The 13,466-nt window shown below is 52.2% G+C and carries 14 protein-coding genes and 1 pseudogene; 13 read left to right on the forward strand and 2 right to left on the reverse strand.

The genetic code is table 11. The annotated features are described in order from the left end of the window. Positions 1–490, forward strand: a 490-nt coding sequence (locus LGT44_RS10280) for a DDE-type integrase/transposase/recombinase (RefSeq protein WP_230333589.1), incomplete at its 5' end; no start/stop codon positions are given. 40 nt (positions 491–530) lie between these two features. Here LGT44_RS10280 and LGT44_RS10285 read toward each other — a convergent pair. Next, a pseudogene (locus LGT44_RS10285) lies at positions 531–629 on the reverse strand (transposase); the annotation flags it as partial. Positions 630–744: 115 nt separating this feature from the next. Continuing rightward, complete coding sequence (locus LGT44_RS10290) at positions 745–1,929, reverse strand: MFS transporter (protein WP_230332536.1); 1,185 nt, start codon at positions 1,927–1,929, stop codon at positions 745–747. A gap of 95 nt (positions 1,930–2,024) precedes the next feature. On the opposite strand from LGT44_RS10290, the gene LGT44_RS10295 reads away from it, so the two are divergent. The 12 genes from LGT44_RS10295 to LGT44_RS20160 all read left to right on the forward strand — a co-directional run bounded on the left by LGT44_RS10295 (position 2,025) and on the right by LGT44_RS20160 (position 13,174). Further along, a complete protein-coding gene (locus LGT44_RS10295; protein WP_225673331.1) occupies positions 2,025–2,408 on the forward strand; it encodes a BlaI/MecI/CopY family transcriptional regulator in 384 nt (127 codons plus the stop codon). After that, a complete protein-coding gene (locus LGT44_RS10300; RefSeq protein ID WP_230333591.1) occupies positions 2,405–3,361 on the forward strand; it encodes a M56 family metallopeptidase in 957 nt (318 codons plus the stop codon). The genes LGT44_RS10295 and LGT44_RS10300 overlap by 4 nt, the downstream gene beginning before the upstream one ends. Before the next feature lie 10 nt (positions 3,362–3,371). Beyond that, the gene (locus LGT44_RS10305) at positions 3,372–4,646 is read left to right on the forward strand and encodes a TolC family protein (protein ID WP_230332534.1); all 1,275 of its coding nucleotides are present in this window, start codon (positions 3,372–3,374) and stop codon (positions 4,644–4,646) included. A 9-nt stretch (positions 4,647–4,655) separates the two neighbouring features. Next, positions 4,656–5,894 carry an efflux RND transporter periplasmic adaptor subunit gene (locus LGT44_RS10310; RefSeq protein ID WP_230332533.1) on the forward strand — a complete coding sequence of 413 codons (1,239 nt, stop codon included), beginning with the start codon at positions 4,656–4,658 and terminating at the stop codon, positions 5,892–5,894. Positions 5,895–5,908: 14 nt separating this feature from the next. Next, a complete protein-coding gene (locus tag LGT44_RS10315) occupies positions 5,909–9,016 on the forward strand; it encodes an efflux RND transporter permease subunit (RefSeq protein WP_230332532.1) in 3,108 nt (1,035 codons plus the stop codon). After that, a complete protein-coding gene (locus LGT44_RS10320; RefSeq protein WP_225672568.1) occupies positions 9,013–9,699 on the forward strand; it encodes a HupE/UreJ family protein in 687 nt (228 codons plus the stop codon). The genes LGT44_RS10315 and LGT44_RS10320 overlap by 4 nt, the downstream gene beginning before the upstream one ends. A gap of 10 nt (positions 9,700–9,709) precedes the next feature. Next, complete coding sequence (locus tag LGT44_RS10325) at positions 9,710–10,231, forward strand: hypothetical protein (protein WP_225672565.1); 522 nt, start codon at positions 9,710–9,712, stop codon at positions 10,229–10,231. Between the two features lie 28 nt (positions 10,232–10,259). After that, on the forward strand, positions 10,260–10,592 hold the full coding sequence (locus tag LGT44_RS10330; RefSeq protein ID WP_225672563.1) for a DUF6488 family protein: 333 nt from the start codon (positions 10,260–10,262) through the stop codon (positions 10,590–10,592). 302 nt (positions 10,593–10,894) lie between these two features. After that, complete coding sequence (locus tag LGT44_RS10335; protein WP_230332538.1) at positions 10,895–12,109, forward strand: IS256 family transposase; 1,215 nt, start codon at positions 10,895–10,897, stop codon at positions 12,107–12,109. Positions 12,110–12,276: 167 nt separating this feature from the next. Beyond that, complete coding sequence (locus tag LGT44_RS10340; RefSeq protein ID WP_015485718.1) at positions 12,277–12,636, forward strand: mercuric transporter MerT family protein; 360 nt, start codon at positions 12,277–12,279, stop codon at positions 12,634–12,636. 17 nt (positions 12,637–12,653) lie between these two features. Beyond that, positions 12,654–12,941: a mercury resistance system periplasmic binding protein MerP gene (gene merP / locus LGT44_RS10345; protein WP_050660120.1), complete on the forward strand. Its 288-nt coding sequence runs from the start codon at positions 12,654–12,656 to the stop codon at positions 12,939–12,941. After that, entirely contained in the window at positions 12,941–13,174 is a 234-nt protein-coding gene (locus tag LGT44_RS20160) for a GDCCVxC domain-containing (seleno)protein (RefSeq protein WP_276667984.1), read from the forward strand. The genes merP and LGT44_RS20160 overlap by 1 nt, the downstream gene beginning before the upstream one ends. Positions 13,175–13,466: the final 292 nt, after the last annotated feature.

Genomic DNA, 13,466 nt, shown 5'->3' on the forward strand with positions numbered 1-13,466 from the left:
GGTTCCGGTTACAATCAATGAATGTTGGTCCATGGACTTTATGCATGATCAGCTCAGTGATGGCCGGACTTACCGGCTGTTTAACGTTATCGATGACTTCAATCGTGAAGGCTTAGGCATTGAAGTTGATTTTTCATTGCCAACCGGACGTGTTATTAGGTCGCTGGATCAGATCATTGAATGGCGTGGAAAACCACGCTCTATTCGATGTGATAATGGTCCTGAGTACATCAGCAACAAGCTTGCTGTGTGGGCAGAGAATCAAGGCATTAAGCTGGTATTTATTCAGCCTGGCAATCCGCAACAGAATGCCTACGTTGAGCGTTACAACCGCACGGTGCGTTACGACTGGCTGGCTCAGTACTTGTTCGACACACTGGAGGACGTTCAGAATTACGCCACTCGCTGGCTTTGGCATTATAATAACGAACGACCGAACATGGGTCTTGGGGGAATCACTCCTCAACAGAAATTGGCCATGGTGGCCTAATCTCTACTTTTGAACCCCGTTAAAAATGGGGGGATTACCTTCCTAATCGTTCAGCAACATCAGCGACACTGTGGCCGGCAACGGTCACTTGCTTAACGGCTTCGATCTTGAATTCTTCGGGATAGCGTTTGTTGCTCATACTCACCTCTGTTTGAGTCATTTTCTCTAACTCAAAGGTGTCTAGCAAACTGGTGGCGATTCATTTCCAGGTTTTCATGCCCTTTTTCCAGGTTAGGATGGGCATGAAATACAACCTATTTTTCATCCTTCGGCCAGAGTCTTGTCGCTAAAAGCAGGCCTAAAACAGACATTCCTGCCAACAACAGAAAAGCAGCATTTACCGTCAGAACTGTCAGAAGCCAGCCTGCGAATGGATAGGCCATCATCCAGCCAGCATGCGATAGCGAAAAATGTGCGGAAAAAAGAGCGGGGCGATCTCCAGATGAAGCGGAACGAACCAGAACTTTACTGGTGGGAGTCTGCACCAGAGAATAACCAGCTCCCATGAAAAACCAAATCATCAGAAGAGTGTAATAACCATGCATAAACGCGCCGGATAATTGCGCGAGAATCAATACTAATAAGCCACCCAGCATGACGCTTCGCTCACTGTATTTATCCAGCAATGCCGGCAATTTCAGTGCTGTGAGCATGGAGCCAAAGCCGAAAGCAGCCAGAGCGAATGCCGTTTGCTGGCCACTCAGGGCAAAATTCCCCTGCACCAGAACCACGGTGTTAACGAACACCATAGCGCCCCCCAGGGCGGTGGTAAAACTCAACAACAGCAGACCTCTCAGTCGTGGAGTCAGCAGGTAAATGCGTCCACCTTTCGTAAGTCTGTCTGTCCAGGTATTCACCGCAGAAGCCTGGGCTTTTGGGAGGGTAACGGATAGCACCAGCAACGCTGACGCCACGAACCCCAGCATGGTGCCGAAAAATAATCCATGCCACGAGGTAATCAGCAGCAATGTCGCCGCCAGCATGGGGCTGATCAGACTTTCCATGTCGTATGCCATGCGGGAAAGTGACAGCGCTCTGGTGTATTCACGCTCGTCCGGCAGTACATCAGGAATCGTCGCCTGAAATAACGGCGTAAATCCGGCGGAACTGCTTTGCAGAACAAAAATAACCACATAGATGTGCCAGACCTCGGTGAGGAACGGCAGCGAAAGCGCCGTCAGCGCGCGGATAATATCCAGTGCCACCAACACAGGCTTGCGTGGGCGCCCCTGAAACAAGGCCGCCAGTAGCGGTGACACAAACACATAGGCCAGCATTTTGATGGTCAGTGCCGTTGCCAGCACAGTGCCTGCATTGTCTCCCGCCAGCTCAAACGCCATCAGACTCAGGGCAACCGTCGCCAGGCCTGTGCCCAACAATGAAATAAGCTGCGCAGCAAACAAATGGCGATATACACGGTGACGGAGAATGCTCAGCATGGAACCTCAGCGATTGACTTTGACTGACAAAAAACCGATTGTAGGTCGGTTTTTACTGTGGCAGTATATGCCTCATTCTGAAAACTGGAAAGACTATGATTCTCGGTGAGTTAGAAAAGCAGGTTCTGAACCATCTCTGGTCGGCGGGTGAAGCTGATGCCAAGCAGATCCATTCTGCCTTCAGTGCCGGACGCAGCAGTTCACTGAATACGATTCAGAGCACACTGGACCGTCTGTACAAAAAGCAGCTGCTCAGTCGCAGCAAGCAAGGGCATGCCTTTGTTTATCGCACCCGCGTAGATCGGGAAGATCTGATCGCTCAGCTGATCCGCAATATCACCAGCGACCTTGTCAGTCAGGACAACCAGTCTCTGATGGCCGCATTTGTTTCCTTGTCTGCCGATCTTGGTGACGACGAGCTCGATCGCCTGGAAGCTATGATCCAGAATCATCGCCGAAAAGGTAAAGCACACTCATGATTACCGGAAACTGGGGTTTCATTCTGAACTTGCTGAGCATGGCTGCATTGCTCGGACTGGCCTCAGTTGCATTTCAGCTGTTAACAGCCCCCCTGCTTATTCGGGCAGGAAAGCGTGTTGATCCGTTGGAACAAAAATGGCTGATTTTAAGTTGGGCCTTGTTACCCTGGGCAATGACTCTGTTGCTGTTAGTTCAAGGTGGAATCGCCTTACCTGATGATCACAACACTGTGTATGGATCGCTGAGGCTCATTCACTGGCATCATACCGATGAGTTTGTGATCAGCGCCTGGCACAGCTGGTTTCTGAGTACGGTCGGTTTATGGCTGACGTTACGCATGGGGCGTTTTGCTTATCAGCAATGGTGTGTAAACCAGCAACTGAAACTTATCCGTGAGCAGGCACTGGCAACTTCCGATTCCACTATCTGCATTCTGCCCACCCGGGACGTTGTCGCCATGGCAGCCGGATATTTCCGCGCCGATGTTTACCTGTCGCAAGGTTTGCTCAATCAAACAACGCCAGACCAACAGGCAATTATTATTGCTCATGAGCAAGCGCATATCCGCCAGTTCGATAATCTGAGTCGCTGGTTACTGATGCTGCTTATTTGTCCACTGCCAGGCTTTGTTCGCCCCGCCATTCTGAACCGCTTCACATTAGTGACAGAACAGCTCGCTGATCGCCGGGTTACCCGCAACGCCGAAGCCGCCGACATCGCAGAAACACTGGTGAAAATCGCGCGCTTACGCCATCGCATCAACAAGCCTGGTCAGGCGGCGTTTGTCGCTGCCGAACAGCTGCGCGAACGGGTCTGCGAGCTGCTGACACCATCTCGTCCGTCCGCTCTGAAACTCAGCCTGTTACCACTGGCTATTCTGATTACAGCCACAGCGGTGCTTTCTGCCACCGATGCTTTACACCACTTTTTTGATATTTTCCTCGTCCATTAACGGAGCTGAAATGAAGCTTGTTAACCACGTTAGTTCTGCATCCAAAAAACCGATTACCAATCGGTTTTTAATCTGTCTGATCCTGTTCATGCCCTGGTATGAAAGCGCTTACGCTGAAAATTCAGTGAGGCTATCTGAAGCCGTCGAGCGGGCGTTAAAGGGGCATCCACAAATTGCCGTCTGGTCTTATCGGCAGCAGGGCATACAGGCTGAAATAGAAGCGGCTGGCAGCCGGCAACCTGCTCAGCTGGAGCTGAGCGTCGAAGATGCATTCGGTACTGACCAGTATGAAGGTACCGATGCCATGCAGACGACCTTGAGTGCCCGCTGGCTGTTAGAAGGTGATCAGATCAGCGCCAGAACAGAACATGCAGCGGCTCAGCAGCGCTTGCTGACAGCAAAACAGCGAGTGCAGCTGGCAGAAGTAACTGCAAATACTTCAACACTCTTTATTTCGTTACTCGCCGATCAGGAGCGGCTGCAACTGGCACAGGAAGCGTTAGCCGACGAAAAAGAAATTCTGGCGATCATTCAGCGCCGTGTGAATGCCGGTCGTGCCCCCAATACTGACCTGATACTGGCACGTACCCGTTTAACAGAGCAGGAGTTGGCAGTGGAAGAATTCGGGCACCGGCTGCAGTCGGCGTCACTGCGATTGTCTGCGCAGTGGGGAGCGACAGAAACCCAGCTTTATGCCGCGGGAAACCTGCTGCCATTTCTGCCGTTGGCAAAAGCTGAAGCTGCCATGAACAAATTGCAGGAAACCCCGTCACTGAACCAGATAAAAGCGGAAGCAGAACTGTTCAGTGCGGAAGGAAAACTAGCAAGTGAAGAAGCGGTAACCCCATGGTCGGTTGGCGCAGGCGTGCGCCGTTTCGAAAATACGGATGACTATGCCCTGGTCGCCCAGTTCAGCATTCCGCTGGGCGCGAATCAGCGCCACGCCGCTCTGCAGCGCTCGGCCAGTGTCCGTGAACAACAGCAGACACTTTCAGCACGGGCGCATTTGCAACAACTGACCATCCAAACCCGCACACTGCTGATGGAACTGGAACACAGCCAGCACGTTATCAATACCCTGACAGAAACCATTCTGCCGACTCTCGATAGCGGTCGTCAGCAGGCGCTTAAAGCCTATGAAAACGGGCAGCTGGATTATGTACAGTGGGATAACACCCGCCAGCAATGGCTAAATGCCCGCAAGCGTTTGCTCGACGAAGCGGAAGCACTGCATCAGCAGTGGATTGAATTACAGCGCCTGACCGGCCAGACCATTTATTTCTGAGGTTAAGTTATGACACCCCGTAAAATATTTTCCCACCTGTTGCTGGCTTTGCCGTTATTCGCAGGCAACGCTCTGCCAACACAAATGGTTTATGCCCAGTCGGCGGAAACAGCCGAAGCGGAACCGGAGAAAGGACCTCACCGCGGACGCATGCTGCGCGATGGTGATTTTGCTCTGGAGCTGGCCATTTTCGAAACCGGTGTACCGCCGGAGTTCCGGGCCTGGAGCACATTGTCCGGCCAGCCAATTGCACCACAGGATGTGCAGCTGAGCGTACGTCTTATTCGTCTTGGCGACGTCGTCGATAATATCGGTTTCCGCGCTGAAGGCGATTACCTGCGTGGCGACATGGAAATTTACGAGCCTCATTCTTTTATTGTCGATATTCAGGTTCAGCATGCTGGCCAGCAATACCAGTGGCGTTACGACAATTTTGAGGGACGTACGCAAATCGCCGCGCCGGTTGCCGATGCCATGGGAATTACCACCGAAGTCGCGGGGCCAGCGACTCTGCATATTCAGACACCCGTCTGGGGCAATCTGACGTCAGTACCAGGCACCGAGCGCAACGTCAGCGCACGTTTTGATGGCGAAATCCGCAAGGTGCACGTACGCGAAGGACAGGTGGTTCAGGCAGGCAGCGAATTGCTTACCATCGACAGCAACGAGAGCCTGAAAAGCTACAGCGTACGCGCACCAGCCTCAGGCATTGTCAGCCGGATTTATGCCGCTGCCGGAGAACAAAGTGCAGGACGTACTCTGCTGACAATGCAAGACAACCGTACATTGCAGGGTGAACTTGCCGTGTACCCGAAAGACTGGAGTCGTGTAAAAGCCGGAGCCCCCGTCACCATCACGGTACCCGGCACAGAATTGCAGGCTCAGGCTGTGCTTAAACATGCTTACCCCTCTGTTCAGTCCGATCAGTCACGTCTGTGGCTGGCCACCCTTGATAACGCCGAAGGTTTGTTGGCGGCCGGAATGAAAATCAATGCCCGCATTGAAACCGAAACCCGTGACGTAGCTCTGGCCGTCAAACGCTCTGGCTTACAGGCGTTTCGCGACTTCACCGTGGTTTACGCCAAAGTCGGGGACGAATACGAAGTGCGAATGCTGGAACTGGGTCAGGCCGCCGGCGAATGGGTTGAAGTGCTCGGTGGTCTTGAGCCGGGCACAGAATACGTGACCGAAAACAGTTACATCATCAAAGCCGACATCGAGAAGTCCGGCGCGTCACACGACCACTGATACAGGATATCGTCATGTTGGATTTACTGATTAAACTGGCCATTGCCCGGCGGAATCTGGTGATGGTCGTTGTTGCCATCGTTGCCGTGCTGGGTCTGTGGAATTTTAACCGGCTGCCGATTGATGCCGTGCCTGACATCACCAACGTACAGGTGATGATCAATACCGAAGCCGCCGGCTTTACCCCACTGGAAGTGGAACAGCGTATTACCTATCCGCTGGAAACCGCGCTGGCCGGATTACCGGGGCTGGAATACACCCGTTCGGTATCGCGCTACGGCCTGTCGCAGGTGATCGCTATTTTCAGCGATGACACCGATATTTATTTCGCCCGCCAGCTGGTCGGCGAACGCATGGCATCTGCCAGCGGTCGTCTGCCTTATGGCTTACAACCAGAAATGGGGCCTATCGCCACCGGTCTGGGTGAAATTTTTATGTTCACCGTTGATGCTGAGCCTGGCGCAATGAATGCCGATGGGTCTGCCATCACGCCTATGGATTTGCGCAGTGTGCACGACTGGATTATCCGCCCGCAGCTGATGCAGGTGCCGGGCGTGGTGGAAGTGAACCCCATCGGTGGTTACGAGCGTGAAGTCGTGGTGCAGATGCAACCGCAACGTATGCTGTCCGCTGGCATCAGCAGTGCCGATATTGTGGCCGCTATCCGCGCTAACAATGAGAACCGTGGCGCCGGATTTGTGGAGCGAAATGGTGCGCAATGGCTGATGCGGATTCCGGGGCAGGCAATGCAGGCCGACGATATAGCGGCAATTACCATTACCTCTGACAATGGTAAAACGGTGCATATCAGCGACGTGGCCGAGGTGACCATTGGCCACGGCCTGCGCACCGGCGCCGCGACCCAGAATGGCCGGGAAGTGGTGATGAGCACCGTGTTTATGCTGGTTGGTGAAAACAGCCGTACAGTGGCAAGTAACGTCGGTAAAAAACTGGCCGAGATTAATGCGTCTCTGCCTAAAGGCATTGTGGCAACGGCTGCCTACGACCGCACCGGGCTGGTAGAAAAAACCCTGAGTACCGTCACCACCAATCTGGTGGAGGGTGCTTTGCTGGTGATCGTTATTTTGTTCCTGATGCTGGGCAATATCCGCGCGGCCATTCTCACCGCGCTGGTTATTCCTCTGGCAATGCTGATGACCTTTACCGGTATGGTACAGACTCGCGTCAGCGCCAACCTGATGAGCCTGGGCGCGCTTGATTTTGGTCTGCTGGTCGATGGTGCCATCATCATTGTCGAAAACTGCCTGCGTCGTCTGAGTCAGCAGACAGGTCAGCTTGCATTAAAAGAACGTCTGCAACTGGTGTTTGAAGCCACGCGGGAGGTCATCCGTCCGGCATTATTTGGTGTATTTATTATCACCGCCGTGTACGCACCGATTTTCGCCCTCGAAGGGGTCGAAGGCAAAATGTTCCACCCGATGGCCATCACGGTCGTGATTGCTCTGCTGAGTGCGATTCTGCTGTCAGTCACCTTTGTTCCAGCGGCAGTGGCCTTGTTGTTCAAAGGGCCGGTGACTGAAAAGCACAACCCTCTGGTGTCAGCACTCATGCGCATATATCAGCCATTATTGGCTCTGGCCCTGCAAGCCCGGGTACCTATCATTGGACTGGCGGCAGTGCTGGTTTTACTGAGCATCTGGCAGGCTACCCGGTTAGGTAGTGAATTTGCCCCGAATCTGGATGAGGGTGATATTGCCATGCATGCGCTGCGCATCCCCGGTACATCACTCAGTCAGGCCATTGCCCTGCAGGAAACACTTGAAGAGCGCATCAAAGCCTTACCTGAAGTTGAACGGGTATTTGCCAAAATCGGTACCGCTGACGTCGCCACCGATGCTGTGCCCCCGAGTGTGGCCGATAACTTTATTATTCTGAAACCACGAGACCAGTGGCCAGATCCGGATAAGCCCAAGCAGCAGGTGGTCGCCGAACTGGAAGCCTTAGTCAGTGAAATCCCTGGCAACCGTTATGAGTTTTTACAGCCCATTCAGATGCGCTTTAACGAATTACTCGCCGGTGTACGCGCCGAAGTTGCTATCAAGATTTTCGGTGACGATCTGGATGTGTTAACTGGCCTTGGCGCGTCGCTTGAAAAAATTGTTGCTGGTGTCGACGGTGCCGTGGACATTCAGACTGAGCAGGTGACCGGCTTGCCACTGCTGGAATTTATTCCGGATGCTGCCGCATTGCGCCGTCACGGTATCAGCCGCCAACAGCTGCAGAATCAGCTATCCACCGCTCTGGGCGGAGAAGTCGCAGGTACCTTGTTTGAAGGAGATCGCCGGGCAGATATAACCGTACGCCTGCCTGAAACCGTACGCGCTGATATTGACGGTCTGAACTATTTACCAGTGACCGTTGCACACGGGCAGGTTGTTCCACTGCAGGAGCTGGTCACACTCAGCGAAAACATCGGTGTTAATCAGGTAAACCGCGAAAATGGTAAACGCCGCCTGGTAGTCACCGCCAACGTTCGCGGTCGCGATCTTGGCAGTTTTGTGGAAGCCGTGCGTAATGCCGTTGGTAATGAACTGGATATTCCCTCGGGCTACTGGGTGGAATATGGCGGTACCTATCAGAAGCTGCAGTCCGCGTCACAAAGACTGATGATTGTTGTGCCACTAACACTCGTGCTGATTGTAGGTTTGCTGGTGTTGGCACTGAATTCCGTGCGCGATGCACTGGTCATTTTTACCGGTGTGCCACTGGCCTTAACCGGTGGCGTACTGGCGCTGACGCTGCGTGATATTCCTTTCTCAATTTCTGCAGCAGTGGGTTTTATTGCGTTGTCGGGTATCGCCATCCTTAACGCATTGGTGATGGTGTCATTTATCCGGGAATTACAGCGCTCTGGCCAAAGTCTTGAACAGGCTATCTTTGAAGGTGCGCTGACCCGTCTGCGTCCGGTGATTACTACCGCACTGGTAGCGTCACTGGGTTTTGTCCCGATGGCACTGAACACAGGTATCGGCTCAGAAGTACAACGACCACTGGCAACCGTCGTGATTGGTGGTGTTATTTCTTCTACGATTCTGACCTTGTTTGTGATTCCGGCGCTGTACCGCCTGGTTCATCGTAGTGAAAAACGAGGAAATGCATGAAATTGTCTATAACACGTCTTGTACTTTTACTCGCCATGTTAACCACAGCGTCCTTCGCTGTGGCCCATGGCGTTGATGACAATACCCGCACATTTCTGCAACAGAATACCGGCGTGCAGTTCGTCCCTTTCCTGTATATCGGCGCCAAGCACATGATCACAGGATACGATCACCTGCTGTTCCTGCTGGGAGTAATCTTCTTTCTGTTCCGTAGCCGGGAAGTTCTCCTCTACGTCAGTCTCTTTACTCTGGGACACAGCATTACCCTGATGTCGGGCGTTCTGGCCAATATTCAGGTTAACGCTTACCTGATTGATGCCATCATCGGCCTTTCAGTGGTGTACAAAGGTTTCGATAACCTGGGTGGCTTTAAAAGGGTATTGGGAGTTCAGCCAGATACACGCTACGCCGTACTGATTTTTGGCTTGTTTCATGGTTTTGGTCTGGCGACCAAATTACAGGAATTTCATATTCCCGAAGACGGCCTGCTGACCAATCTGGTTGCCTTTAATATCGGCGTCGAGATCGGACAGTTTGCTGCACTGGGCATCATCCTGATACTGATCTCGGCATGGCGCCATTCAGCAACCTTCAGCCGTTTCGCCGTACTGACCAATACGCTGCTGATGGCGTCGGGCATCATGCTCACCGGCTACCAGTTGACTGGCTATTTTAATTCCTGAGGAGAAGGAAATGACTTACGCACATATTCCGGCCAAACAGCTCTGGCTGGCCACACTGGCCGCATTTGCGACTGGACTGCTTACGCTGGTTATCGTCATTATGCCAGCGGAATACAATATAGATCCGACCGGCATTGGTACTCAGCTGGGCTTAACCGCGCTGTCACCGGAGAAACTGAATGAAGCACCGTCAGCCCTGAGTAACTTAGCGAATATGGATGGTTTGACCACCCTGGTTATCCCGGCTGGCAGCGGTAAAGAGTTCAAACTGGAAGTGGCAGAAGGCGGTCAGGTTGATTTTGAATGGATCACTGATGGTGCCAGTATTTATGTTGATACTCACGGCGAACCCTTTAACGATCCCAGTGGCTACTTTAAAAGTTATGTCATTGCCACAACCAGTGAAATGAAAGGCAGTTTTACGGCGCCGTTTGCGGGAACCCATGGCTGGTATTTCCGCAACGATGGTCAACAAGACATCACCATTCAGCTATTTTTTGAAGGTCAGTACGAAAATCCTCATGCGATGTAAATCGCTAACAAGTAACAGGAGTTACAATATGAAAGCGTTACTTTTAACCGCTGCACTGACACTGTCCGCATTCAGTGGAACGACATATGCTCATGGCGACCACGGCGTGCTTGATGAGCGAGGCGCCATGGGTCTGGCAGCCCGCGTAGTGCAGAAGATGACCCTGAGAGACTATGGCTATACAGCTGGTCAACTGGATACCAGTTGGCAGAGCATTGGTAAAGATCAGATTGTCCTGAAGGAAAAGGGGGCTGGTTTCTATATTGTCGAAGTTACAAAATCCGGTTCTGATGAAAAGGTGTATGTAAAAGTTCTTCTGGATGGCAGCATTTCTGACGTGTCAAAAATTTATCCGTTCTGATCAGATTGGACTGCTTGAATGCCGTTCCTGCGAAACCAATAGCGAAGGAACGGCGCGACCGGGAGATACCAATCAAAATAAAGAAGTCCGATAACTACACCTACCCATTTTTTATGCCATGATCCTTGTGATCATTACACAATTAAAAGAGCAGCAAGAACGATAGCCCTGATACTGCAAGCAAAGCTGTACTAGCGGGATTAACGACGCCGAATAACATTGCACGTGAGCCTGTAAACCAAATTGTGTAACTGCCCACGACTGAGTAACCTTTTTAAAAGGATGCCATCGTGGGTATGCAATTGGACCAAGAAAAACTCAAAGCCATGGCCGCCGAGTTGGCCAAAGACATTAAGTCTGAAAAAGATCTCGGAGCTCTTACTCAACAGTTGATCAAAATGACTGTTGAAACCGCCCTCAATGCTGAACTGGACGAGCACCTCGGATACGAGAAACATGCTCCTGAAGGCCGTGGCACTGGCAATAGCCGTAACGGCTATTCAGCCAAGCGCCTGAAAGGGCAGCACGGCGAAGTATCGATACAGGCTCCGCGAGACCGGAACGGTTCTTTCGAACCTCCATTCGTCCGTAAAGGCCAGTCCCGTCTGACCCAGATGGATGACCAAATCCTCGCACTTTACGCCAAGGGTCTGAGCACCCGGGATATCGTGGATGCCTTCAAGGAAATGTATGACGCGGATATATCGGCCACGCTCGTCTCTAAGGTGACAGAACGAGTTATCGAGCAGGTTCACGAGTGGCAGAACCGCCCGCTGGATCCGATCTATCCTATCGTCTATCTGGACTGCATTGTTCTGAAAATTCGACAGGATAAACGCGTCATCAACAAATCCCTGTACCTGGCTCTGGCTATCAACATGGAAGGCCAGAAGGAGCTTCTTGGCCTTTGGCTGGCTGAAACGGAAGGCGCGAAGTTCTGGCTATCGGTACTGACGGAACTGAAAAACCGTGGTCTGGAGGACATCCTTATCGCCTGTGTGGACGGCCTGAAAGGGTTCCCGGATGCGATTGCTGCAGAGTATCCGCAGACCAAGATACAGCTGTGTATCGTGCACATGGTTCGCAACTCGCTGCGCTACGTGTCCTGGAAGGACTACAAGGCCGTGACGGCCGATCTGAAGCAGATCTACCAGTCTGCCACCGAACGTGAAGCCCGGCAGGCGCTGGATGTCTTTGGAGAACGCTGGGACAGCCAATACCCGCAGATCTCTCGATCCTGGAACAGCCACTGGGACAATCTGATTACGCTGTTCGAGTACCCTCCGGCGATTCGCAAGGTGATCTACACCACGAATGCCATCGAGTCGCTGAACAGTGTCATTCGTAAAGCGACCAAGCGCAGAGAGTTATTCCCCAGCGATGACTCGGCACTGAAAGTGGCTTTCCTGGCGATCCAGCAGGCTTCGAAGAAATGGACCATGCCGATCCGTGATTGGAGGCCGGCATTGAATCGCTTTATTATCGAATTTGGTGACCGCCTGAACGGTCACCTGTAATGGGGTGGGCAGTTACACAGATTTATTTACAGGCTCTGATAATGCGGCATGTCCTATTGTTGAATCCCTCCAACCTGCTCCTCGTCAATAAAAGGCATTGGACTTGACTCCGTACCTTGGTACGGGACTTACACTGATTTCACTAGGTCAATAAAGTGGAGTCGGCGATGGCAGGAAAAGAGTCATTCACCAACACAAGGCTACCTATCATCGGTGGCATTACCGCTGCCACCGTCGCCAGCCTGTGTTGTGTTGGGCCTTTTGTGCTCCTGTCACTGGGTATCAGCGGGGCCTGGATCGGTAACCTGACTGTATTGGAGCCCTACCGTCCCGTATTCATCATGCTTGTTATGTTGTTGCTCGGTTGGGCTGGCTGGCAGGTTTATCGACCGGTCGATACCTGTGAACCGGGAACCGTCTGCGCTGTGCCGCAAACTCGGAAACGGCGGCAAATGGTTTTCTGGATCGCTGCAATCGTGGCGCTGGTGCTCGTCACCAGCACCTACTGGATTCCTCTGTTCGCATGAACACTCTGGAGCTAACCATGCAGAAAATCATTCTCGGTCTCGTATTCACCATCGCCAGCTTCTCGGCCTGGGCCAAGCCACAAACCATCACGCTGGATCTGCCAACCATGAACTGTGCCATGTGCCCGATCACGGTCAAAAAGGCACTCACCAAGGTCCAAGGCGTAACAAAAGCCGAGGTCAGTTATGAGCATAAGCAAGCCGTAGTAACCTTTGAGGATTCCCTGACCAACGCTGACAGATTGGTCGAAGCGACCACCCATGCCGGTTATCCATCGACCATCGTGAAAACGGAAACACCATGATGCCAGAGGTGATTTTGCAGTCCGAGCTGACTTGTCCCGAATGCGGCCATAAAAAAACAGAATCCATGCCCACCGACGCGTGTCAGTGGTTCTACGAGTGTGAGCAGTGCCATGTTTTATTGAAGCCGAAGCTCGGTGACTGCTGTGTCTACTGTTCCTATGGCTCGGTACCATGCCCGCCCATACAGTTCTCACAAGGCAATAAAGACACAGGAACCTGTTGCGGCGGTTAAGTGGACCTCGCAAATCTGCATGTCACTCACCCGGTTAAGTCGATGATTTTCCAGTATCAATCCACCTTCAATGATCTCTGTAAGATTAAGGAGCGAGCCTTGGTAAGGCCTCTCTATCAAAACGGTTTCCAACCGACTGTAATTTTTACTTCTCTTGACTCTATAGCGCTATAGAGTTTACAATTGCGATCAATAATCATTAGCGATTCATGAATAAGAGAACACCGAGATGTTTGATTGCAGATTGCAACGCCTGAAACGAGCCACCCTTCATGCCATCATATTTCTGATG

It is taken from the genome of Thalassolituus alkanivorans, assembly GCF_020447205.1.
In the GTDB taxonomy this organism is placed as follows: domain Bacteria; phylum Pseudomonadota; class Gammaproteobacteria; order Pseudomonadales; family Oceanobacteraceae; genus Venatoribacter; species Venatoribacter alkanivorans.

Coding starts and splice junctions, on each gene's coding strand:
- LGT44_RS10290 (WP_230332536.1), bottom strand. CDS start 1,929: ATGCTGAGCATTCTCCGTCACCGTGTATATCGCCATTTGTTTGCTGCG.
- LGT44_RS10295 (WP_225673331.1), top strand. CDS start 2,025: ATGATTCTCGGTGAGTTAGAAAAGCAGGTTCTGAACCATCTCTGGTCG.
- LGT44_RS10300 (WP_230333591.1), top strand. CDS start 2,405: ATGATTACCGGAAACTGGGGTTTCATTCTGAACTTGCTGAGCATGGCT.
- LGT44_RS10305 (WP_230332534.1), top strand. CDS start 3,372: ATGAAGCTTGTTAACCACGTTAGTTCTGCATCCAAAAAACCGATTACC.
- LGT44_RS10310 (WP_230332533.1), top strand. CDS start 4,656: ATGACACCCCGTAAAATATTTTCCCACCTGTTGCTGGCTTTGCCGTTA.
- LGT44_RS10315 (WP_230332532.1), top strand. CDS start 5,909: ATGTTGGATTTACTGATTAAACTGGCCATTGCCCGGCGGAATCTGGTG.
- LGT44_RS10320 (WP_225672568.1), top strand. CDS start 9,013: ATGAAATTGTCTATAACACGTCTTGTACTTTTACTCGCCATGTTAACC.
- LGT44_RS10325 (WP_225672565.1), top strand. CDS start 9,710: ATGACTTACGCACATATTCCGGCCAAACAGCTCTGGCTGGCCACACTG.
- LGT44_RS10330 (WP_225672563.1), top strand. CDS start 10,260: ATGAAAGCGTTACTTTTAACCGCTGCACTGACACTGTCCGCATTCAGT.
- LGT44_RS10340 (WP_015485718.1), top strand. CDS start 12,277: ATGGCAGGAAAAGAGTCATTCACCAACACAAGGCTACCTATCATCGGT.
- merP (WP_050660120.1), top strand. CDS start 12,654: ATGCAGAAAATCATTCTCGGTCTCGTATTCACCATCGCCAGCTTCTCG.
- LGT44_RS20160 (WP_276667984.1), top strand. CDS start 12,941: ATGCCAGAGGTGATTTTGCAGTCCGAGCTGACTTGTCCCGAATGCGGC.